Genomic DNA, 21,281 nt, shown 5'->3' with positions numbered 1-21,281 from the left:
CGTTCGGGCCCCTACATCCATCTAGCGACGGATCTGGCAGCCCGGCATCCCGTAGAGGGACGCCGGGCACCGGAGCGCCTGCGACGCTACGAGCTGAAGCGCGCTCGAAGTCAAGTCACCCGTTCAGGCGTACCGGAAGCTCGAACAGGTCGTTCTGGGTGACCACGGGCTTGTTGCGCAGCTCGGCCGCCGGGACCGCCAGGTCCAGCTGCGGGAAGCGGGCGTACAGCGCGGGCAGCGCCACGCCCGCCTCCAGCCGGGACAGCGCCGCGCCGGGGCAGACGTGCGGGCCGTGGCCGAAGGAGATGTGCCGGTTCTGGGTCTCCCGCGTGATGTCGAACTCCCCGGCGCTCGGCCCGTGCGCCTCCTCGTCGCGGCCGAGCGCGCCGTACGAGACGATCAGCGCGTCCCCGGCGGGGATCACCCGGTCACCGACCGGCACGTCCTCGGTGGCGAAGCGGATCAGCACGTGCGAGGTCGGGGTGGACCAGCGCAGCGTCTCCTCGACCACCGCCGACCAGTCCGCCTGCCCGGACAGCACCAGTTCCCGCTGGTCCGGGTGGGTGGAGAGGTTGACGACCGCGTTGACGATCAGGGAGATCGTCGTCTCGTGCCCGGCCGCGATCATCAGCTGGAGGGTGGCGACGATCTCCTCGTCCGTGAGGTGGTCGCCGTCCGCCGACGCCAGGATCAGCGCGCTGGTGAGGTCGTCGCCCGGCTCGGCACGCTTCGCCGCGACGGTCGCCGCCATGATTCCGGCCAGCTCGGTCAGGGTGGCGATGACCTCGGCGGGCGGGGTCTGGGTGGAGAAGAACTTCTCGAACAGCACCTTCAGCCGGGGCAGCGACGACTCGTCGATGCCCATCAGCTCGGCCACCACGTACATCGGCAGCGGATAGGCGAAGGCCGCCTTCAGGTCGACCACCCCGGCGTCGGTGGGCAGCGCGTCCAGCAGGTCCTGGGTGAGCTTCCCGATCCGCTCCCGCATCAGCTCCACCCGGCGCGGGGTGAGCGCCTGCGCCACCAGCGTGCGCATCCGGCGGTGGTCCGCGCCGTCCACGGTGAGCATCGAGCGGCCCGGGTTGGCCAGCCCGATCAGCGGCCAGTCCGCCGGGATCTCGCCGCGCCGCCAGGCGCCCCACACATTGATGTCCTTCACCAGGCGCGGATCGGTCAGCAGCGCCTTGGCCTCGGCGTGCCGGGTGACGGCCCAGACGGGTACCCCGCCGGGCAGCTCCACGGCCGCCAGCGGTCCGGCCGCGCGCAGGGCCGAGCTCTCGCCGTCCAGGTCGGTGACGAAGGGGTCGAGGGCGATACGGGAGATTTCGGTACCGGTGGTCATCGTGACGTGCCTCCCAGGGCAGGGGTCGAAGTGAACCGCACGGGCAGCTCGGTCAGCCCGCGCAACCAGGGCGACGGGCGACGGGTGAGGGACCCGGCGGGCACCGCCAGGTCGATGTCGGGCAGCCGGTCGAGGACGACCTCGATGCCGGTGCGCGCGATGACCTCGGCGATCTCCTGCGCCGGGAACGGGCAGCGGTGCTCGCCGTGCCCGAAGGAGAAGTGCGCGTTGTTGCCGCCGGTCAGCGCGGAGGCGTCGGTACGCACCTGCGGGTCGGAGTTGGCGCCCTGGAGACCGAGCAGCAGCAGGTCACCGGCGCGGACCCGGCGGCCGCCGAGGTGGGTGTCGCGCGCGGCCCAGCGGCCCGCCACGTTCTGGGTGGGCGCGTCCTCCCACAGCACCTCGTTCATCGCCTCGGCGACGCTGTTGCGGCCGCCGAACAGGGAGGCGGCGAACCGGTCGTCGGTCAGCATCAGCCGTAGCGAGTTGCCGATCCAGTCGGCGGTCGGCTGGTGCCCGGCCGCCATCATCACCATCAGGTCCTGGACGATCTCCTCGTCGGTGAACCCGCTGTCGTCGGCCAGCATCCGGGAGACCACGTCGTCGGCGGGCTGCTCCCTGCGGTCGGCGACCAGCCGGGCCATGGAGGAGGCCAGATGGGACTGCCCGGCCAGCGCCCGCTCCCGGCCGTCGATCATGTCGTTGAGCGCGGTGACCAGGCCGGGACCCTCGTCGTCCGGGAAGCCGTAGAGGTGTGCGAGGACCCGTACGGGCAGCAGGGCCGAGTACTGGGCGACGAGGTCGGCCTCGCCGGAGAGGCAGACGGTGTCGATCAGCTCGTCCGCGAACCGCTCGGCCTGGTGCCGGAGTTCGAAGGGGTCGGCCGTCTCCAGCGCGTTGCTGATCATCGCGGCACGCTGCCGGTGCCGTTCCCCGACCGTGTAGAGGATGGACGGCTGGCGGTGTCCGATCATCGGCAGCAGCGGCCAGTCCGCCGGGATGTTCTCCCACTGGTTCCACAGCTCGGAGTCCCGGCTGAACAGCACCGGATCGCCCGTCACTTGGTGCAGCTCGCGGTAGCCCACCACCAGCCAGGCCGGGATGCCGCCGTCCAGCTCCACCGGGACCACGGAGCCGTGGTCGCGCCGCATCTCCCGGTACAGACAGGCGGGTTCGGTCTGGAAGCGGGGTCCGCCGAGCGGTACGGCCTCGGACATCACACCAGCTCCCCTCTGGCCCCGGCGGCCGTGGCGTACCGGGTCTGCACATGGCGGACCAGGGTGATCAGGACGTCCTTGGCCGACTCGCGGGAGCGGGCGTCGCAGTCGATCAGCGGTACCTGCGGGTCGAGGTCCAGGGCGGCGCGTACGTCCGCGCCCGCGCGCACCGGGCCGCCGAAGTCGTTGCAGGCCACGATGAACGGCGTGCCGTGCTGCTCCAGCCGGTCGATCGCGTACCAGGAGTCGTCGATCCGGCGGGTGTCCACCAGTACGACCGCGCCGAGCGTGCCCGAGAACAGCCGGTCCCAGAGGAACCAGAAGCGCTCCTGGCCGGGCGCTCCGAACAGATACAGCACGTTGTGCGCGTCCAGCGTGATGCGGCCGAAGTCGAAGGCGACCGTGGTCGCCGTCTTGCCGCCCACCTGCGCGATGTCGTCCACCGACGCGCCCGCCTGCGTCATCGTCTCCTCGGTGTTCAGGGGACGGATCTCGCTGACCGAGCGGACCAGCGTGGTCTTGCCGACGCCGAAGCCGCCCACGACGACGATCTTCAGACCGTTGTCGGCGGAGGCACCCAACGGGGTGCGCGCGTCAGAGATTGCGGAGTCCAACGAGCACCTGCTCCAGGATGTCGGGGTCGGTGATGGCGGGGCGGCGCGGATGGCGGGCGCTGACATGGCCGGTGGCCAGGAGGTCGGACAGCAGCACCTTGGTGATGCTGACGGGCAGGCGCAGTTCGGCGGCGATCTCCACCACCGAGGTGGGGAACTCCGCCAGCCGCAGGATGGCCACATGCTCGGACTGCATGCCGGTGGCCGCCGCCGACTCGGCGACGATCAGCGTGACCAGGTCCAGCGGACTGCCGACGCCGGTCCCGATCCGTCCCCGCGTGATGGTGTAGAGACGGTCGGGAGCGTCGTCCCTGCCCGGTCGGCTCATGAGGAGCGGGGCGGAGCGGTCAGGTGCTCGCCGAGCTGTTCCACCAGTTCGCTCATCGTGTGGCCGACCACTCCGGGGTCGGCGTCCTCGCTGGTCACCACGGCCAGGTGGGCGCCCTGGCCCGCCTCGACGATGAAGAGCACACCGCCGTAGAACTCGGCCATGGCCGAGCGGACGCCGCCGCTGCCGTCGCCGAACTCCACGGACGCCCCGTGCGACAGCGACTGGATGCCCGCGGCGATCGCGGCGAGCTGGTCCGCCTGGTCGACGGACAACTCCGGTGTGCGGCACAGCTTGAGGCCGTCACGGGAGAGGACGAGCGCGTGCCGGGCGCCCGGAGTCTTCTCCAGCAGGCCCTCGAGGAGCCAGGTGAGCGTGTCGTCGGCGGTGGTCGGGCCGGTCATGAGGTGGGGTCGCCTTCCAGATGCGTGTGCGGTTGCGTGGGGGGAGGGGTGGGACGGGAGACATCGGGGGTGTCGGCCGGGTCGCTCGCGGGCGACTCGCCGGGCCGGGTGTGCGGGGCCGGGTCCTCGGCTGCGCTGCCGGGCCGGACCGCCTTGCGGAAGCTGCTGAAGCGGGCCGCGCGGACCTTGGCCTGGTCGGGGTCGGGCGCGGTCCGCCCGGTGTCGTCGGGCGCGGCCGACCGGGACCGCTCGGCCTCGGCCAGCGTGCGCCCGCGCCGCCGCTTGGGCAGCCCGTTCACCTCGTCGGCGGGCGGCGCGGGCGACTCATGGACCGGTGTGGCCGGTACGGCCGGGGCGGCGGGGCGCTCGGCCACGGGGGCGGCGGGAGCGGGGCTGGTCAGGATCTCCTGCGGTACGAGCATCAGCACGCCGGTGCCGCCGCGGGCCGAGGGGCGGAACGACACCTTCAGGCCGTGCTTGCGGGCCAGTCTGCCGACCACCGCGAGCCCGAGCCGGGTACCGGTCAGACCGCCCAGTCCGGACACGTCACCGGTCACCGCCCGCTCCGCGCGCCGCAGTTGGACATCGCCCATCACCAGGCCGCTGTCCTCCACGGAGACGATGACCCCGGCCGGGACCTCCTCCACATAGACATGGACCTCGGCGGTCGGCGGGGAGAAGTTCGTGGCGTTGTCCAGGAGTTCGGCCAGCGCGTGCATCACACCCTCGGCCGCGTGCCCGGCGACGGCGACCGCGCTGACGGAGTGCACCCGCACCCGCCGGTAGCCGCCGATCCGGCCCATCGCGCCGCGCAGGATGGACTCCATGGCGATGGGCCGCGCCCACCGGCGTCCCGAACGCGCCCCGGTCAGCACGGCGATGGAGTCCGCCAGCCGTCCGGCCTGCGCGGTGCGGTGGTCCAGATGCAGCAGGTCGGCCAGCACGTCCTCGTCGCCGTGCCGTTCCTCCATCGCCCGCAGGTCGGCCAGGGTGGCCGTGGCCAGCGCCTGCATCCGGCCCGCCGTGTTGGAGGTGGCCGAGATGGCCGCCGCCCGCTCGCGCCGGGCCTTCTCCAGGTCGCCGGACAGCCGCAGCACCTCGCCGCGCAGCCGCTCCGACTCCCGCGCGCCGTCCTTCTCCAGCCGGACCCGCTCGGTGCTGAACTCCGCTCGCTGAGCAGCGAGTTCGTCGATGAGCCGCTGCTGCTCCCGACGGGTCTCCTCGGTCGCCGAGGTCCGCTCCCGCTCCAGCCGGGCCACGTCGGCCAGCGCGTTCTGCAGCCGGTGCCGGGCGCTGCGGGCGGTGCCCCGGGCATGGGCGGCCACGGTCACCGCGACACACAGCACCACCGCCGCCGAACCCCCGGCCCACAGCAGCGCGGTGCGCGCCGCGTGGGGGGCCACCGCCACGGCCGCGCCGAGCGCGAGCGCCGACAGGACGGCGGTGGCGGCCAGGGCGAGGGCGGGCGTACGGAGGGCTGGGCGGTCGCCAGGGGGTGTGGGCGCGGTCATCGGTCCGGTCTGGTCCTCGCGGCAATCGGGGGTGGTCGGGAGACGAGAAACGACAAGAAACAGTGTCTTGGGTGAACCGGCGGTCACTATACGAGAGTTGATGATCAAAATGGAAAGAAAGCAGCGGCCTCCCATGAAGTGGACGTTCAAATCGTGGCGTTGGCCATGAACCGGGCGCTGGTGGCGTATCCACCGAAGCCGTAGATCTTGACTCCCGGTTCCCGGCCCGCTGAACTGAGACCGCCCGCCCCGGCGGGGGTGACGGCGAAGGGGGAGCGGCACGTGGCGGGGGACCTGGGAGCGTGGCGGCTCCTCGTGCGCGCGGCCCGGTTCACCGGCCGCACCCTGCGTGGCGAATGGCACGCCGTCGTCGTCGACCCGGTACGCCGCCTCGCCCACCGCGGACTGTCCGGGCTGCTCCTGGCCTTCGTCGCCGCGTTCGGCGTCATCCTCTTCCACGACCTGGCCCAGCACCCCCTCGGCGCCACCTGGGTCCGGCGGCTCGGCGGCGTCACCGCCGACCTCCCGCTCTGGCTCTCCCTGCTGCGCACCCCCGTCTCGCTGTACGTCCCCGCGCTCGACCTGCCGGTATGGGCGGGCATCACCCAGCTGTTCCTGGCCTTCGCGCTCGCCGAACTGGTCCTCGGCCGCGTCCGGACCCTGGCCATCGCCTACGTCACCACGCTGGCCGGCACCCTGACCGCCCGGCTGATGATCGAGCTGGGCCCCGGCTGGTGGGGATTCGGCCTGCCCGCCGAGTACGGCGCCGTCCTCGACACCGGCCCGTCGGCGGCCGTCGTGGGCCTGTTCACCTATCTGGCCGTGGTCCGGCGCGCCCCCGTGGTTTTCACCCTGACAGGCGGATCGATGGTGTGGGAGTCCCTCGCCGTGCCCAACCTCGCCGGGCGCGAGCACCTCGTCGCCGTGTCCGCCGCGGTCCTCCTCGGCCTGCTGCGCGGCCGCCGCCTCCGCCTGCCCTACGCCGGGAAGCCCCGGCCCCGGCCGGTATACCCGCCCACCGCCCCGCCCGCGCCTCCGGTCCCGAATCCCCGCATCCCGCCCGTACTTCCGACCGACCCGGCGCGGACACGTCAATGTGATGGTTTTCGCACTTCGGCCGGAGCGCGCACCCCCTAGTGTTTCCGCGAAGTACGGGGGCAGGACGTGGCTGACACCATGGCGTACGTCGCCGGCAGGCTGAAGGGAATCCCAGATGTTCCGCAAGGTGCTGGTAGCCAACCGCGGAGAGATCGCCATCCGCGCGTTCCGGGCGGGCTACGAACTCGGCGCGCGCACGGTGGCCGTCTTCCCCCATGAGGACCGCAACTCGCTGCACCGGCTCAAGGCCGACGAGGCGTACGAGATCGGCGAGCCCGGACACCCCGTCCGCGCCTACCTCTCCGTCGACGAGATCGTGACCGCCGCCCGCCGCGCCGGGGCGGACGCCGTGTACCCCGGCTACGGCTTCCTCTCGGAGAACCCCGAGCTGGCCCGCGCCTGCGAGGAGGCGGGCATCACCTTCGTCGGCCCCAGCGCCGACATCCTCGAACTCACCGGCAACAAGGCCAGCGCCGTCGCCGCAGCCCGCGCGGCCGGGGTGCCCGTGCTCGGCTCCTCCGCGCCCTCCAACGACGTGGACGAACTGGTGCGCGCCGCCGACGACATCGGCTTCCCCGTCTTCGTCAAGGCTGTCGCGGGCGGCGGCGGCCGGGGCATGCGCCGGGTCGAGGAGCCCGCCCAGCTCCGCGAGTCCATCGAGGCCGCCTCCCGCGAGGCCGAGTCCGCCTTCGGCGACCCGACCGTCTTCCTGGAGAAGGCCGTCGTGGACCCCCGCCACATCGAGGTGCAGATCCTCGCCGACGGCGAGGGCGACGTGATCCACCTCTACGAACGCGACTGCTCGCTCCAGCGCCGCCACCAGAAGGTCATCGAGCTGGCCCCCGCGCCCAACCTCGACCCGGAGCTGCGGGACCGGATCTGCGCCGACGCCGTGCGCTTCGCCCGCGAGATCGGCTACCGCAACGCGGGCACCGTGGAGTTCCTGCTCGACCGGGACGGCAACCACGTCTTCATCGAGATGAACCCCCGCATCCAGGTCGAGCACACGGTCACCGAGGAGGTCACCGACGTCGACCTCGTCCAGTCCCAGATGCGCATCGCCGCCGGGGAGACCCTCGCCGACCTCGGGCTCTCCCAGGACCGGATCACCCTGCGCGGCGCCGCCCTCCAGTGCCGGATCACCACCGAGGACCCCGCCAACGGCTTCCGCCCGGACACCGGCCTGATCAGCGCGTACCGCTCACCCGGCGGCTCCGGCATCCGGCTCGACGGCGGAACCACCCACGCGGGCACCGAGATCAGCGCCCACTTCGACTCCATGCTGGTCAAACTCACCTGCCGGGGACGGGACTTCCAGGCCGCCGTCGGCCGCGCCCGGCGCGCGGTCGCCGAGTTCCGCATCCGGGGCGTCTCCACCAACATCCCCTTCCTGCAAGCCGTACTGGACGACCCCGACTTCCGCGCCGGACGCGTCACCACCTCGTTCATCGAGGAGCGCCCCTACCTGCTGACGTCCCGTCACTCGGCCGACCGGGGCACCAAGCTGCTCACCTTCCTCGCCGACGTCACCGTCAACAAGCCGCACGGCGAGCGCCCCGAACTCCTCGACCCCGTCACCAAGTTGCCCGCCCTTCCGGCAGGCGAGCCCCCGGCGGGCTCCCGGCAGCGCCTGGTCCACCTCGGCCCCGAGGGCTTCGCCCGCGAACTGCGCGAGTCCCCGGCGCTCGGCGTCACCGACACCACCTTCCGCGACGCCCACCAGTCGCTGCTGGCCACCCGGGTGCGCACCAAGGACCTGCTCGCGGTCGCCCCCGTCGTCGCCCGCACCCTGCCCGAGCTGCTGTCCCTGGAGTGCTGGGGCGGCGCCACCTACGACGTGGCGCTGCGCTTCCTCGCCGAGGACCCGTGGGAGCGGCTGGCCGCACTGCGCGAGGCGGTGCCCAACATCTGTCTGCAGATGCTGCTGCGCGGCCGCAACACCGTCGGCTACACCCCGTACCCCACCGAGGTCACCGACGCCTTCGTACGGGAGGCGGCCGCCACCGGCGTCGACATCTTCCGCATCTTCGACGCGCTGAACGACGTCGACCAGATGCGGCCCGCCATCGACGCCGTGCGCGGGACCGGCACCGCGATCGCCGAGGTCGCCCTCTGCTACACCGCCGACCTCAGCGACCCCGCCGAGCGGCTCTACACGCTCGACTACTACCTGAAGCTGGCCGAGCGGATCGTCGAGGCCGGGGCGCACGTCATCGCCATCAAGGACATGGCGGGCCTGCTGCGCGCGCCCGCCGCCACGAAGCTGGTCACCGCGCTGCGGAGCGAGTTCGGGCTGCCCGTGCATCTGCACACTCACGACACGGCCGGTGGCCAGCTCGCCACCTACCTCGCCGCGATCCAGGCGGGCGTCGACGCGGTGGACGGCGCCGTCGCCTCCATGGCCGGGACGACCTCGCAGCCCTCGCTCTCCGCCCTGGTCGCCGCCACCGACCACTCCGCGCGCCCCACCGGGCTCAGCCTGCACGCGGTGGAGGAGCTGGAGCCGTACTGGGAGGGCGTGCGCAAGGTCTACGCCCCCTTCGAGGCGGGCCTCGCCTCCCCGACCGGCCGCGTCTACCACCACGAGATCCCCGGCGGCCAGCTCTCCAACCTGCGCACCCAGGCCGTCGCGCTGGGCCTCGGCGACCGCTTCGAGGAGATCGAGGCGATGTACGCGGCCGCCGACCGCATCCTCGGCCGCCTGGTCAAGGTCACCCCGTCCTCCAAGGTGGTCGGCGACCTCGCCCTGCACCTGGTCGGCGCGGGCGTCTCGCCGGACGACTTCGAGGCCGACCCGGACCGCTTCGACATCCCGGACTCGGTGATCGGCTTCCTCCGCGGCGAGCTGGGCACCCCGCCCGGCGGCTGGCCGGAGCCGTTCCGCACCAAGGCGCTGCGCGGCCGCGCCGAGGCCAAGCCGGTGCGGGAACTGTCCGCCGAGGACCGCGAGGGGCTGGAGAAGGACCCGAAGCCCACCCTGAACCGGCTGCTGTTCCCCGGCCCGACCGGCGAGTTCGACACCCACCGGCAGGCGTACGGCGACACCAGCGTGCTGGACAGCAAGTCGTTCTTCTACGGCCTGCGCCCGGCCAAGGAGTACGCCGTCGACCTGGAGCCCGGAGTGCGGCTGCTGATCGAGCTGCAGGCGGTCGGCGAGGCGGACGAGCGCGGTATGCGCACGGTGATGTCCACCCTGAACGGTCAGCTCCGGCCCATCCAGGTCCGCGACCGCTCGGCCGCCACGGACGTACCGGTGACGGAGAAGGCCGACCGTACGAACTCCGGCCATGTCGCGGCGCCGTTCGCCGGGGTGGTGACGCTCGCGGTGGAGGAGGGCGCCGAGGTGGCGGCAGGGGAGACCGTGGCCACCATCGAGGCGATGAAGATGGAGGCGACGATCACCGCGCCGAAGGCCGGCCGGGTGTCCCGGCTGGCGATCAACCGCATCCAGCAGGTGGAGGGCGGAGACCTGCTGGTCGAGCTGGGCTGAGCCGCCCGCGTCCGCTCCGGCCCCTCGTACCGGGGGCCGGAGCGGACGGCGTACGGGCGGGATCAGTCCCAGAGCGGGTAGACCATGGTCTGCGTGAAGCCCTTCGGGCGCGCGTCGTCGTACGTCACGCTCATCCGGGTGTAGCGCTGGACGTCCGGGTTCTTCTTCCACGCGGCCGGACGGTCGAGGCGCACGGTGACGTGGTAGGAGCGGAAGACGCCCTTGGCGCAGTACGGCTTGCAGTCGTTGACCACGTTCAGGCCCTCGGCCACGGCCGACTCCGAGTCCCACTTGTACCACTTCAGTCCGCTGAGCCGACTGTTGCCGTCGCCGCAGGCCAGCAGGAAGTCGGCCGGGCGCACGTCCTTCTTCCACTGGCAGTCGACGAGCACGGGCGCGGTCCGCTGTGGCTGGGGGGCCGTCGGCGGGCTGGCCGACGCCGTCGTCATCGCCGCGGTGAGCAGGGCTCCCGCCGCCAGGGTGACCGTCGTTCCCACCAGTGATCCGCGCATGGTCGCTCCCACCTGTCGTGCTGTGTCCGACCGTGAGCCGACGCTACGACCGTTCGCCCGAATGCACCACTCGCGCAGGTGGGAGCGTGGGTCACCCGTGCTGGACGGTCAGCCCGTAGAACGCGACCCGGGCGCCGTTGGTGGTCGAGTCCGAGGACGACTGGTTGTAGGACCCGGCCTTGAAGTACTGCTTGTACGGGTTGAAGGACGCGGGGATCGGGTAGCGCGTGGTGCTGCCGTTGACGGTCAGCTCGATGGTGTTCCCGCCGGTCACGGCGATGCTGTACGTCCAGGTCTTGCCGAGCGACACATGGCCGACCGTGTGCGGGGTCTGGCCGCCGGAGGGGGAGTTCTCGGTGCCCAGGACGATGTCGCCGTCCGCGTGGTAGTAGAGCTCCAGCAGCGGCTTGGTGGAGGAGCCGCCGGAGCCGAGGTGGATCTGTCCGACGCAGACGTTCTTGGTCACCGACACCACCCTGAGGGTCGCGTTCATCCGGTGCGTGCCGCCGAGCGCCCAGTCGGCGGCGCCGCCGTCGCGGTTCATCTCGCGCAGCTCGGAGCGGGCGTAGTTCGAGTTCGGCGTGGTGACGCCCTTCTCGGGCGCCCAGAAGGTCATCGCGCCGTCGCGGGTGTCGGTGTAGAAGTACGCGTCCTGGTAGCCGTTGGCGCCGCGCAGCCGGGACGAGGGGATCGTGGTGGGGGAGCCGGGGGAGCCGACCGGCTCCTGCAGCTGCCAGACGGCGAGGTCGAAGTTGCCGCCGGGCGCCTTGCCCGGGTCGGCCGCGTGCGCGGTGCCGCCGAGGGCGCCGAGAGTGAGGGCGAGGCTCGCGGCGGCCGCCGCGAGAAGCCGGGAACGGGTCATGTGGGGGGTCATGGTGGGGGTCCTCCCGCCGGGCCGGATGCGTTCAGCATGTTGAACGCCGAACGCATCCTTGGACGTCGATGACCCGTGAAGCTAAAGGTCCGGTCCAGGCCCGTCAAGGGTTCACGGCATCAGCAGGAGCCCTCGTCCTGCCACGGACCCCAGTCGGAGCCGTTCGGCGTCTCGTTCTGGGTCCACCACTTGGCCTTCCAGTTGTGGTGGTTGTAGGACGCCTCGTCCCCGGCGACGTACACGGCCGACGAACTCCAGGCGGCCTTGCAGGAGTTGCCGGGATTCGGCGGCGTGGGGGTCGGGGTGGGCGTCGAGCCGGGCGGGGTGGCACCGGCGAACTTCACCGAGAACTTGGCGAAGTCCCAGGCACTCTGGGCCACGCTGGAGCAAGTGCCGGACGTACGGCCGCCGTTGTCCGCCGGGGTGCACTGGCGGTCCCGGTTCAGACTCCAGAACGTGAAGCGGTCCATGTGGTGGCCGGTGGCGAAGTCCAGCACGGTCTGGAAGTCGGCCTGGGAGAAGTACTCCCCGGTGTCACTGCGGCCGTTCATCCCGGAGAAGCCCTCGTGCGCGTAAGCCGTGGCCTCGTCCCAGCCGAAGGTGGAGCGCAGGACGCCGTTGAAGTTGGCCAGCGCGCTGGTCTGGCTCGCCGCGCCGTTGAAGCCGCCGTCGAACGGCATGATGGAGAAGTTGTTGGGGGTGAAGCCCTGGGACTTCGCCTCCAGCAGCATCTGCTTGCCGAACCAGCCGGTGCCGTCCGCCGTACCGGCCGTGGTCACCGAGACGTACAGGCCGGGGTTGTTCTGCTGGAGGATCTTGGCCGCGCCGATCTCGTTGTGGATGGCCGCGGTGTTCTCGTACTCCGGCTCCTCCAGGTCGAAGTCGATGGCGTGCAGGCCGTACTTGGTGATGACCTGCTGGTAGGCCGCCGCCGTGGCCGCCGGGTCGGCGCAGGTCTGGCCCAGCTTGGTGCCGCCGTAGCCACCGATCGAGATGGAGACGTCACCGCCCTTGGACCGGATGGTGTTGATCACCGACTGCACGGCGGTGTCGGAGGAGACCGGCGAGGTGCCGCCCCAGGTCGGGGAGCAGCCACCGCCGTTGGGGGCCAGCACGAACGCCAGTTGGAACGCCTTGAGGCCGGTGGCGTCCATGATGGCGGCCGCGTTCGGCGGGTCGTTGTCCGTCGGCATCAGATAGGGGGCCGCCGCGTACCAGCGGTTGTCGAGCGCGCTCGCGGCGCCCGAGGCGCTGCCCGCGACCAGTGCCGTCGTACCGGCCGCGGCCAGCGTGACGGCGGCGGCCGCGCCCAGACATGCCCGAAGACGTCTCACTCAGAGCCTCCAGAGGGGGGTGGGGGAGGGGGGAGTGCAAGACTCGTGGACAGCCTCCCTCTTGGTCTAGTCCAATACGCGTCTTTGGACTGGACCAAACCGTCTCTTTACCGAGGAGTAAGTGAACGACCGTCCTGTGCAGGGCACTTGCCGAACCGGCCGATCTGCGCGTACCCGTGGCGGAGCGTCCGCCCTCTGGGGCACCCTTGACGCTGTGCGTACTGTTTCGCCACGTTTGAGCGGCGGTGCGCGACGGGGAGCGATCACACGAAGGGCGGGGCGAACCACGGTGGAGATCACCATTCACAGACCCGGCGAACTGACCTCCGCGCTGCGCGGGGCCTGGCACCGGGCGATGGACGAGTCACCCGAGTACGCCAACCCCTTCCTCGCACCGGAGTTCGCCATCGGGGTCGGCCGCCATCGCGGCGGCGTCCGCATCGCGGTGCTCCGCGAAGGCGGTGAGCCGGTCGGCTTCCTCCCTTATGAACGGGGGCCGTTCGGCACCGGGCGGGCCATCGGCCTCGGACTCTCCGACTGCCAGGCCCTCGTGCACCGGCCCGGCGTCACCTGGGACGCGGCCGAACTCCTGCGCGCCTGCGGGCTCAGCATCTTCGAGTTCGACCATCTCGTGCAGGAACAGCGGCCGTTCGCCCCGCACCTCACCGGCACCTTCGCCTCGCCCGTCATCGACGTGAAGCCCGGCGACGGCACCTATGCCGAGTGGCTGCGCGCCACCTACCCCGGACTCGCCAAGACCACCCTGAAGAAGGAGCGCAGGCTCGGCCGGGACATCGGCGAGGTGCGGTTCGTCTTCGACGAGCGCGACCCGAAGGTGCTGCGCACCCTGATGCGCTGGAAGTCGGCCCAGTACCGCCGCACCGGCCGCATGGACCGCTTCTCCCGCCCCTGGATCGTGGACCTGGTGAACCACCTCTTCCATGTCCGCGAGGAGCACTTCACCGGCGTGCTCTCCGTGCTGTACGCGGGCGACCGTCCGGTCGCCGCCCACTTCGGGCCCCGCTCCAGCACCGTCCTGGCCGCCTGGTTCACCGCCTACGACCCCGAACTGCACTACTACTCACCAGGGTTGATGATGCACCTGCGCACGGCCGAGGGCGCCGCCCGCAGCGGGGTGACCCTGGTCGACCTCGGCCGCGGCGACAAGGAGTACAAGGACTGGCTCAAGACCCGCGAACTGCGGGTCGGCGAGGGCTTCGCGGCCCGCGCTCATCCGGTGGCCATGGCCCAGCGGGTGTGGCGTCGGCCGGTGCGCGGACTGCGTAACACCGTGCTGGCCCATCCCCAACTGCTGGCGCCCGCCGATCGGTTGCTGAAGACGGTCGGTCAACTACGCACCCAGGGGCGGCCGGGCCGCTGAGCCCGCCGGGCGGGGCTGTCGGGACCAAAGCACATGGTCCGGACAGTCCCGCCCGCATGTGAACAGCCGCTGGGTGTGAACGCCCATGTGCGCGAAGGATTTGGCTTCCGAAGGCTTGCGCCGCTTTGGTTCATCCCTTAAATCAAAACATGAACTAAGCAGGGGCCGGTCTCCCGGTCCCGCAGTCGCAGGGAGCCGCAATGAGACTGAGATCCCTGGGGACAGCGCTCGCCGCCACGGCAGCACTGCTCGCCCTGCCCACCCTCCAACCACCGGCCGTCGCCGCCACGGACGCCGCCCAGGCGGGCTGCAACACCGCCAACGCCGCGCAGGGCAAGCCCGCGACCGCGTCCTCCACCGAGAACGCGGGCACCCCGGCCTCCGCCGCCTTCGACGGCGACACGGGCACCCGCTGGTCCAGCGCGTTCGCCGACCCGCAGTGGCTCCGCGTCGACCTCGGCTCGGTGCAGGACCTGTGCGGCATCGACCTGAACTGGGAAGCCGCCTACGGCAAGGACTTCCAGCTCCAGAGCTCGACCGACGGCACCAACTGGACCACCCTCAAGACCGTCACCGGCGGCACGGGCGGCACCAGCTCGTACGCGGTGAGCGGCTCCGGCCGCTACGTCCGCATCAACGGGACCGCCCGCGGCACGACGTACGGCTACTCGCTGTGGGAGATGGCCGTGCACACCGGCACCACCGGTGTCCCGCCGGTGCAGGGCGGCGGCGACCTCGGCCCCAATGTGATCGTCGTCGACCCGAGCACGCCGAACCTCCAGCAGAAGTTCGACAGCGTCTTCGCCAGTCAGGAGTCGAACCAGTTCGGCTCCGCCCGCTACCAGTTCCTGATGAAGCCCGGCACGTACAACAACATCAACGCCCAGCTCGGCTTCTACACCTCGATCTCCGGCCTCGGGCTCAACCCCGACGACGTCCAGATCAACGGTGACATCACCGTGGACGCGGGCTGGTTCAACGGCAACGCCACGCAGAACTTCTGGCGTTCGGCGGAGAACCTCGCCATCCGCCCGGTCAACGGCACCGACCGCTGGGCCGTCGCCCAGGCCGCCCCGTTCCGCCGTATCCACGTCCAGGGCGGGCTCAACCTCTCGCCCAACGGCTACGGCTGGGCGTCCGGCGGCTACATCGCGGACTCGAAGATCGACGGCACGGTGGGCCCCTACTCCCAGCAGCAGTGGTACACCCGTGACAGCTCGGTCGGCGGCTGGACCAACGGCGTCTGGAACATGGTCTTCAGCGGTGTCCAGGGCGCGCCCGCGACCAACTTCGACAGCGGCCCGTACACCACGCTGGACAACACCCCGGTCTCGCGCGAGAAGCCGTTCCTCTACCTCGACGGCTCCACGTACAAGGTGTTCGTCCCGGCCAAGCGCACCAACGCGCGGGGTGTGTCCTGGCCCGCCAACGCGGGGACCTCGCTGCCGCTCGACCAGTTCTACGTGGTCAAGCCCGGCGCCACCGCCGCCACCATCAACCAGGCGCTCGCCCAGGGCCTGAACCTGCTGTTCACGCCGGGTGTCTACCACCTGGACCGGGCCATCGAGGTCAACCGCGCCAACACCGTGGTCCTCGGCCTCGGCCTCGCCACCATCGTGCCGGACAACGGCGTCGACGCCATGCACGTGGCCGACGTGGACGGCGTGAAGCTCGCGGGCTTCCTCATCGACGCGGGCAGCGCCAACTCCGACACGCTGCTGCGGATCGGCCCGGCCGGCTCCACCGCCGACCACTCGGCCAACCCCACCACCATGCAGGACGTGTTCGTGCGCATCGGCGGTGCCGGGCCCGGCCTCGCCACCAACTCGGTCGTGGTCAACAGCAACAACGTCGTCATCGACCACACCTGGCTCTGGCGCGCCGACCACGGCAGCGGAGTCGGCTGGGACACCAACCGCGCCGACTACGGCCTCCGCGTGAACGGCAACGACGTCCTGGCCACCGGCCTGTTCGTCGAGCACTACAACAAGTACGACGTGTACTGGGCCGGGCAGCGTGGGCGCACGATCTTCTTCCAGAACGAGAAGGCGTACGACGTGCCCAACTCCGCCGCCATCACCCATGACGGCATCGTCGGCTACGCGGCCTACAAGGTCGCCGACTCGGTCACCTCGCACGAGGCATGGGGTCTGGGGAGCTACTGCAACTTCACCACGGACTCCTCCATCGTCCAGGCGCACGGCTTCCAGGTCCCGGTGAACTCCGGGGTCAAGCTGCACGACATCCTGGTGATCTCGCTCGGCGGCAAGGGCCAGTACGCCCACGTCGTCAACAACACCGGCGCCCCCACCTCGGGGTCGGACACCATCCCGTCCAAGATCACGCAGTTCCCGTAGCGCGGGTGCGCGGAGCCCGGAAGGCGGGGTCCGCGCGACGCGCCTAGGGTGGCGTGCACGGCGGGCCGCGCGGCCCGCCGTCACGGCCCCCGGCCCGGCCAGGCGTCCGAGCGGCCGGTCGTCCAGGACAACCCCTGGGCGGCCGGGCCGACTTCACCCACCGGGAGCCCTCCGCTCCCGCCTCGGACGACCCCCGGACCGGGGGCCACCAGCCCGAACGGAGTAGTACGGCGGGCGCCCCGCCTGAGCTGCCGCTCTGATGGAAGAGTCCCAATCTCGACCAGTGAGGCATCTCATGCGTATGCGTAAGCTTGCTGCAACAGCCGTCCTCGCGGGCGCACTTGCCCTCTCCGGCGCCACGGCGGCCCAGGCGGCCGACCCGGACCCGACCACCGGCGTCGCCGCCAACAGCCCCGGCGTCGCCTCCGGCAACGTCATCCAGGTCCCGGTGGAGATCCCGGTCAACCTGTGCGGCAACACGATCGACGTCGTGGGCCTGCTGAACCCCGCGTTCGGCAACATCTGCGCCAACTCCTGACGGAGTACGCGAAGGGTGCCGGTCCCTCTTCAGCGAGGGGCCGGCACCCGGCTGTGGTGGATCAGTCGGCCGCGACCGGTTCCTTCTGGAGCTGGGGCCGCTCCTTCGTCCGGCCGCCCCGCAACAGCAGGCGCCGTACCGGACGCTCCACGCCCTCGAACAGCGCCCAGGACAGCCCGAGCGAGAGCGCGAACGCCGCCGCGGTCACCCCGATCCCGGCCGCCGCGCCGAACCGCGGCTTGTCGCCCAGGACGGAGATGCCCGCGCGCAGCACCAGCAGATGGACCATGTAGAACGCGAACGACAGCTCCCCGAGCCGCACCATCCGCCGCCCCCGCCACAGCGAGGGCAGCCCGCGCAGGTCCGCCATCGCCGCCGCCGGGATGAGCAGGGTGAACCCGGCCAGCGTGCAGGATGTGGCCGCGTAGCCGGGCGCCACCTGGGGGACGAGGAAGTAGCCGAGGATGGCCAGGGCGAGCGAGCCCTCCAGGCCGGGACCCCGCCAGCGGTCGAGCAGCACCAGCCGCGCGGTGACCGTGCCGAGCACGAACTCCGGGAGCCGGGCCAGGGGCAGCGAGTACATCGGCTGGTTCAGCCAGTGGTGGGCGTCCGCCCAGGCCAGGACCAGCGCGGTCACCGCCGCGAAGCCGCCCAGGACGAGCGTGCCGCGTGCGTTCAGCCGCCGTAGCAGCCAGAAGAGGGCCGGGAAGAGCGCGTAGAAGAACGCCTCGCAGGCCAGCGACCAGCTGACCGGGTTGAGCGTCTGCCACCAGGGCTGCCACCAGGAGTGCACCAGCGACACGTTCGCCAGGGTCTGCTTCCAGGTCGGGAGGGCGGGCTTGCCCATGGCGAAGGCGATGGTGACCGCGAGCACGGCGGTGGCCAGGTGCACCGGGTAGACCCGGGCGATCCGCCGCCGCCAGAAGCCGGGCGCCCGGTCGCCGGGCCGGGCCGACCAGGTCAGCACGAAGCCGGACAGCACGAAGAAGAACGACACCCCGGTGCCGCCGGGGGTGAAGGCCCAGGACACGAGCCGCCCGGCCTGGCCGCCGAGGTAGCCGAAGTTGTTGATGTGCAGTCCGAACACCAGCAGGGCCGCCACCCAGCGCAGTCCGGTGAGCGAGGGCAGCGAGGGTCTGACGCCGTCCGATGGGGAGGCGGCACCGGCCGCGTCGGGCCGTGTGGGCGGCGTCCGGGGCGTCCGGGTCGTCGCCGTGGTCATCCAATCACCTGCCGCTGGAGGTTCGCGTGGGGCATGAAGGGGACTGCTGCCCTGCCACACCCCCACATTCACGTCATGCCGGAAACGTCACACTGCTGCCGAACGAGACACCCCTCGCCCTGCCACGGATGGCGGGCCCGGAGCACCCGGACGAGTGAGCGGGGCCACGGCGGGGAACCACCACCTCGGGTTCCGTTTTGTACTGGTACGTCATGGTGTCCGGCTGGTCGCTCTAAGAAGTCAAAGACTTGTATGGCTCGTTTTCTTGAATCTCTCGTGTTTATGGCGCTAGGTTTCTCTCATGACCGCATCCCAGCCTCCGACCACCGCCGCCGCGGAACTGCGCGGTGCGGGCCTCCGCGTCACGGCGGCCCGCGTCGCGCTGCTGGATACCGTCCGCGCGGGCGACCACCTCGGTGCCGAGGCGATCGCCGCGCAGGTCCGCGAGCGAGTCGGCCACATCTCCGTACAGGCCGTCTACGAGGCCCTGCACGCGCTCACCGCGGCGGGTCTCATACGCCGCATCGAACCGGCCGGCAGCGCCGCCCGATTCGAGGGACGCGTCGGCGACAACCACCACCACGCGGTGTGCCGCTCCTGCGGCGCCGTCGCCGACGTCGACTGCGCGGTGGGTCACGCGCCGTGCCTGACCGCCTCCGACAACCGGGGCTTCGCCATCGACGAGGCCGAGGTCGTGTACTGGGGCACCTGCTCCGACTGTTCCACCGGCCGCAGCTCCTGAGCGCCGGGTTATCTCGCCCTTTCCGGAAGGATCGACATGCCTGACAACGAAGACGCGATCGTCACCGACCCGAAGCCCGAGGAGACCGGCGGCTGCCCCGTCGCCCATGGCGCCAGCGCGACCTCCCTGCACCCGGCCCTCGGCAGCGGCAACGACCGCTGGTGGCCCAAGCAGCTCAACCTGAAGGTCCTTGCCAAGAACCCGCCCGTCGCCAACCCGCTGGGCGAGGAGTTCGACTACGCCGAGGCGTTCCTCGCGCTCGACCTCCCGGCCGTGAAACGCGACATCGCCGAGGTGCTCACCACGTCCCAGGACTGGTGGCCCGCCGACTTCGGCAACTACGGCCCGCTCATGATCCGCATGGCCTGGCACAGCGCGGGCACCTACCGGACCCTCGACGGGCGCGGCGGTGGCGGCACCGGCCAGCAGCGCTTCGCCCCGCTGAACAGCTGGCCGGACAACGTCAGCCTGGACAAGGCCCGCCGCCTGCTCTGGCCGGTGAAGAAGAAGTACGGCAAGAACATCTCCTGGGCCGACCTCATGATCCTCACGGGCAATGTCGCGCTGGAGAGCATGGGCTTCAAGACCTTCGGCTTCGGCGGCGGCCGCGTGGACGCCTGGGAGCCGGACGCCGACGTCTACTGGGGTCCGGAGACCACCTGGCTCGGCGACGAGCGCTACACCGGCGACCGTGAGCTGGACAAGCCCCTCGCGGCCGTCCAGATGGGCCTGATCTACGTCAACCCGGAGGGCCCCAACGGCAACCCGGACCCGATCGCCGCGGCCCGCGACATCCGCGAGACCTTCAGCCGCATGGCGATGAACGACGAGGAGACCGTCGCCCTGATCGCGGGCGGCCACACCTTCGGCAAGACCCACGGCGCGGGCCCGGCGAGCGACGTCGGCCCCGACCCGGCGGACGCCCCGATGGAGCAGCAGGGCCTCGGCTGGAAGAACAGCTTCGGCACCGGCAAGGGCCCCGACACCATCACCTCGGGCCTCGAGGTCACCTGGAGCAACACCCCCACCCAGTGGGGCCAGGGCTTCTTCGACAACCTCTTCGGCTACGAGTACGAGCTGACCGAGAGCCCGGCCGGCGCCAAGCAGTGGAAGCCGAAGAACGGCGCCGGTGCGGACACCGTGCCCAGCGCCTTCGACCCGGACAAGAAGATCGCGCCGAACATGCTCACGACGGACCTGTCGCTGCGCTTCGACCCGATCTACGAGCCGATCGCCCGGCGCTTCCACGAGAACCCCGAGGAGTTCGCGGACGCCTTCGCCCGCGCCTGGTACAAGCTGACCCACCGCGACATGGGCCCGAAGTCGCTGCTGCTCGGCCCGGAGGTCCCGGAGGAGACCCTGCTGTGGCAGGACCCGCTGCCCCAGCCGCAGGGCGAGCCGATCGACGCGGCCGACGCCGACGCGCTCAAGGGCAAGATCCTCGACTCCGGTCTCACCGTGTCGCAGCTCGTCAGCGCCGCGTGGGCGTCCGCGTCCACCTTCCGCGGCAGTGACAAGCGCGGCGGTGCCGACGGCGCCCGGGTCCGCCTCGAGCCGCAGCGCGGCTGGGAGGTCAACGACCCGGACCAGCTCGCCCTGGTGCTGCGCACCCTGGAGGGCGTCCAGGAGGAGTTCAACGCCTCCGCCGGTGCCAAGCACGTCTCCCTGGCCGACCTGATCGTCCTCGGCGGCGACGCCGCGGTGGAGAAGGCCGCGAAGGACGGCGGCTTCCCGGTCACCGTGCCCTTCACGCCGGGCCGCGTGGACGCCAGCCAGGAACAGACGGACGTCGAGTCGTTCGAGGCGCTCAAGCCCGTCGCCGACGGCTTCCGCAACTACTCCGGCAAGGGCGCCAACCCGGCTCGCGCCGAGTACGCGCTGGTCGACCGGGCCAACCTGCTCACCCTCAGCTCCCCTGAGCTGACCGTCCTCATCGGCGGTCTGCGGGTCCTGGGCGCCAACTACGAGGACTCCGACCTGGGTGTCCTCACCGAGACGCCGGGTGTGCTGACGAACGACTGGTTCGTCAACCTGCTCGACCTCGGTACGACGTGGAGCTCCACGTCCGAGGACCAGTCCACCTTCGAGGCCCGCGACGCCTCCACCGGCGCGGTGAAGTGGACCGGCACCCGTGCCGACCTGGTCTTCGGCTCCAACGCCGAGCTGCGTGCCGTCGCCGAGGTGTACGCCTCCGACGACGCCAAGGAGAAGTTCGTCCAGGACTTCGCCGCCGCGTGGCACAAGGTGATGAACCTCGGCCGGTTCGACCTCGCCTAAAGCCTTCGCACCCCGCCGTGGGCGCCCCCGGACCGACCGG

At 71.4% G+C, this 21,281-nt stretch carries 17 protein-coding genes; 7 read left to right on the top strand and 10 right to left on the bottom strand.

What is annotated here, in order from left to right; translation table 11 throughout:
- Positions 1–115: 115 nt before the first annotated feature.
- The 6 genes from ACI2LY_RS01215 to ACI2LY_RS01190 are packed head-to-tail and all read right to left on the bottom strand — an operon-like array spanning position 116 to position 5,416.
- Positions 116–1,342 carry a cytochrome P450 gene (locus ACI2LY_RS01215; RefSeq protein WP_404705255.1) on the bottom strand — a complete coding sequence of 409 codons (1,227 nt, stop codon included), beginning with the start codon at positions 1,340–1,342 and terminating at the stop codon, positions 116–118.
- Positions 1,339–2,559 carry a cytochrome P450 gene (locus ACI2LY_RS01210; RefSeq protein WP_404705254.1) on the bottom strand — a complete coding sequence of 407 codons (1,221 nt, stop codon included), beginning with the start codon at positions 2,557–2,559 and terminating at the stop codon, positions 1,339–1,341. Before ACI2LY_RS01210 ends, ACI2LY_RS01215 begins: the two co-directional genes overlap by 4 nt.
- The gene (locus ACI2LY_RS01205; RefSeq protein WP_404706454.1) at positions 2,559–3,140 is read right to left on the bottom strand and encodes a GTP-binding protein; all 582 of its coding nucleotides are present in this window, start codon (positions 3,138–3,140) and stop codon (positions 2,559–2,561) included. The genes ACI2LY_RS01210 and ACI2LY_RS01205 overlap by 1 nt, the downstream gene beginning before the upstream one ends.
- 13 nt (positions 3,141–3,153) lie before the next feature.
- The gene (locus tag ACI2LY_RS01200) at positions 3,154–3,501 is read right to left on the bottom strand and encodes a DUF742 domain-containing protein (RefSeq protein WP_389000262.1); all 348 of its coding nucleotides are present in this window, start codon (positions 3,499–3,501) and stop codon (positions 3,154–3,156) included.
- A complete protein-coding gene (locus ACI2LY_RS01195; protein WP_161149581.1) occupies positions 3,498–3,905 on the bottom strand; it encodes a roadblock/LC7 domain-containing protein in 408 nt (135 codons plus the stop codon). Before ACI2LY_RS01195 ends, ACI2LY_RS01200 begins: the two co-directional genes overlap by 4 nt.
- Positions 3,902–5,416: a sensor histidine kinase gene (locus ACI2LY_RS01190; RefSeq protein WP_404705253.1), complete on the bottom strand. Its 1,515-nt coding sequence runs from the start codon at positions 5,414–5,416 to the stop codon at positions 3,902–3,904. The genes ACI2LY_RS01195 and ACI2LY_RS01190 overlap by 4 nt, the downstream gene beginning before the upstream one ends.
- 282 nt (positions 5,417–5,698) lie before the next feature.
- Between ACI2LY_RS01190 and ACI2LY_RS01185 the strand changes: the two genes are divergently transcribed.
- Together ACI2LY_RS01185 and ACI2LY_RS01180 are read left to right on the top strand one after the other, a co-directional pair.
- Entirely contained in the window at positions 5,699–6,553 is an 855-nt protein-coding gene (locus ACI2LY_RS01185) for a hypothetical protein (RefSeq protein WP_404705252.1), read from the top strand.
- Positions 6,554–6,629: 76 nt separating this feature from the next.
- Positions 6,630–10,004: a pyruvate carboxylase gene (locus ACI2LY_RS01180; protein ID WP_404705251.1), complete on the top strand. Its 3,375-nt coding sequence runs from the start codon at positions 6,630–6,632 to the stop codon at positions 10,002–10,004.
- Positions 10,005–10,066: 62 nt separating this feature from the next.
- Here ACI2LY_RS01180 and ACI2LY_RS01175 read toward each other — a convergent pair whose 3' ends face one another.
- From ACI2LY_RS01175 to ACI2LY_RS01165, 3 genes are all read right to left on the bottom strand, one after another.
- Positions 10,067–10,516 (bottom strand): hypothetical protein, encoded by a 450-nt coding sequence (locus ACI2LY_RS01175; protein ID WP_404705250.1) that lies wholly within the window; start codon positions 10,514–10,516, stop codon positions 10,067–10,069.
- Positions 10,517–10,607: 91 nt separating this feature from the next.
- The gene (locus ACI2LY_RS01170; protein WP_404706453.1) at positions 10,608–11,378 is read right to left on the bottom strand and encodes a polysaccharide lyase family 7 protein; all 771 of its coding nucleotides are present in this window, start codon (positions 11,376–11,378) and stop codon (positions 10,608–10,610) included.
- 131 nt (positions 11,379–11,509) lie between these two features.
- A complete protein-coding gene (locus ACI2LY_RS01165; RefSeq protein WP_404705249.1) occupies positions 11,510–12,724 on the bottom strand; it encodes a chitinase in 1,215 nt (404 codons plus the stop codon).
- Between the two features lie 289 nt (positions 12,725–13,013).
- Here ACI2LY_RS01165 and ACI2LY_RS01160 point away from each other — a divergent pair, with 289 nt between their 5' ends.
- The 3 genes from ACI2LY_RS01160 to ACI2LY_RS01150 all read left to right on the top strand — a co-directional run bounded on the left by ACI2LY_RS01160 (position 13,014) and on the right by ACI2LY_RS01150 (position 17,000).
- Positions 13,014–14,105: a GNAT family N-acetyltransferase gene (locus ACI2LY_RS01160; protein WP_404705248.1), complete on the top strand. Its 1,092-nt coding sequence runs from the start codon at positions 13,014–13,016 to the stop codon at positions 14,103–14,105.
- Between the two features lie 200 nt (positions 14,106–14,305).
- On the top strand, positions 14,306–16,462 hold the full coding sequence (locus ACI2LY_RS01155; RefSeq protein WP_404705247.1) for a discoidin domain-containing protein: 2,157 nt from the start codon (positions 14,306–14,308) through the stop codon (positions 16,460–16,462).
- A 301-nt stretch (positions 16,463–16,763) separates the two neighbouring features.
- The gene (locus ACI2LY_RS01150) at positions 16,764–17,000 is read left to right on the top strand and encodes a chaplin (RefSeq protein WP_350902580.1); all 237 of its coding nucleotides are present in this window, start codon (positions 16,764–16,766) and stop codon (positions 16,998–17,000) included.
- Positions 17,001–17,061: 61 nt separating this feature from the next.
- On the opposite strand, the gene ACI2LY_RS01145 is transcribed toward ACI2LY_RS01150, so the two are convergent.
- Entirely contained in the window at positions 17,062–18,222 is a 1,161-nt protein-coding gene (locus tag ACI2LY_RS01145; RefSeq protein ID WP_404705246.1) for an acyltransferase family protein, read from the bottom strand.
- Between the two features lie 301 nt (positions 18,223–18,523).
- Here ACI2LY_RS01145 and ACI2LY_RS01140 point away from each other — a divergent pair, with 301 nt between their 5' ends.
- Together ACI2LY_RS01140 and katG are read left to right on the top strand one after the other, a co-directional pair.
- Entirely contained in the window at positions 18,524–18,964 is a 441-nt protein-coding gene (locus tag ACI2LY_RS01140) for a Fur family transcriptional regulator (RefSeq protein WP_389000229.1), read from the top strand.
- Positions 18,965–19,000: 36 nt separating this feature from the next.
- Positions 19,001–21,241 (top strand): catalase/peroxidase HPI, encoded by a 2,241-nt coding sequence (gene katG, locus ACI2LY_RS01135; protein WP_404705245.1) that lies wholly within the window; start codon positions 19,001–19,003, stop codon positions 21,239–21,241.
- Positions 21,242–21,281: the final 40 nt, after the last annotated feature.

It is taken from the genome of Streptomyces sp. NPDC002176 (assembly GCF_044903645.1).
GTDB lineage: Bacteria > Actinomycetota > Actinomycetes > Streptomycetales > Streptomycetaceae > Streptomyces.
This window is presented reverse-complemented; position numbering and strand designations above follow the sequence as displayed.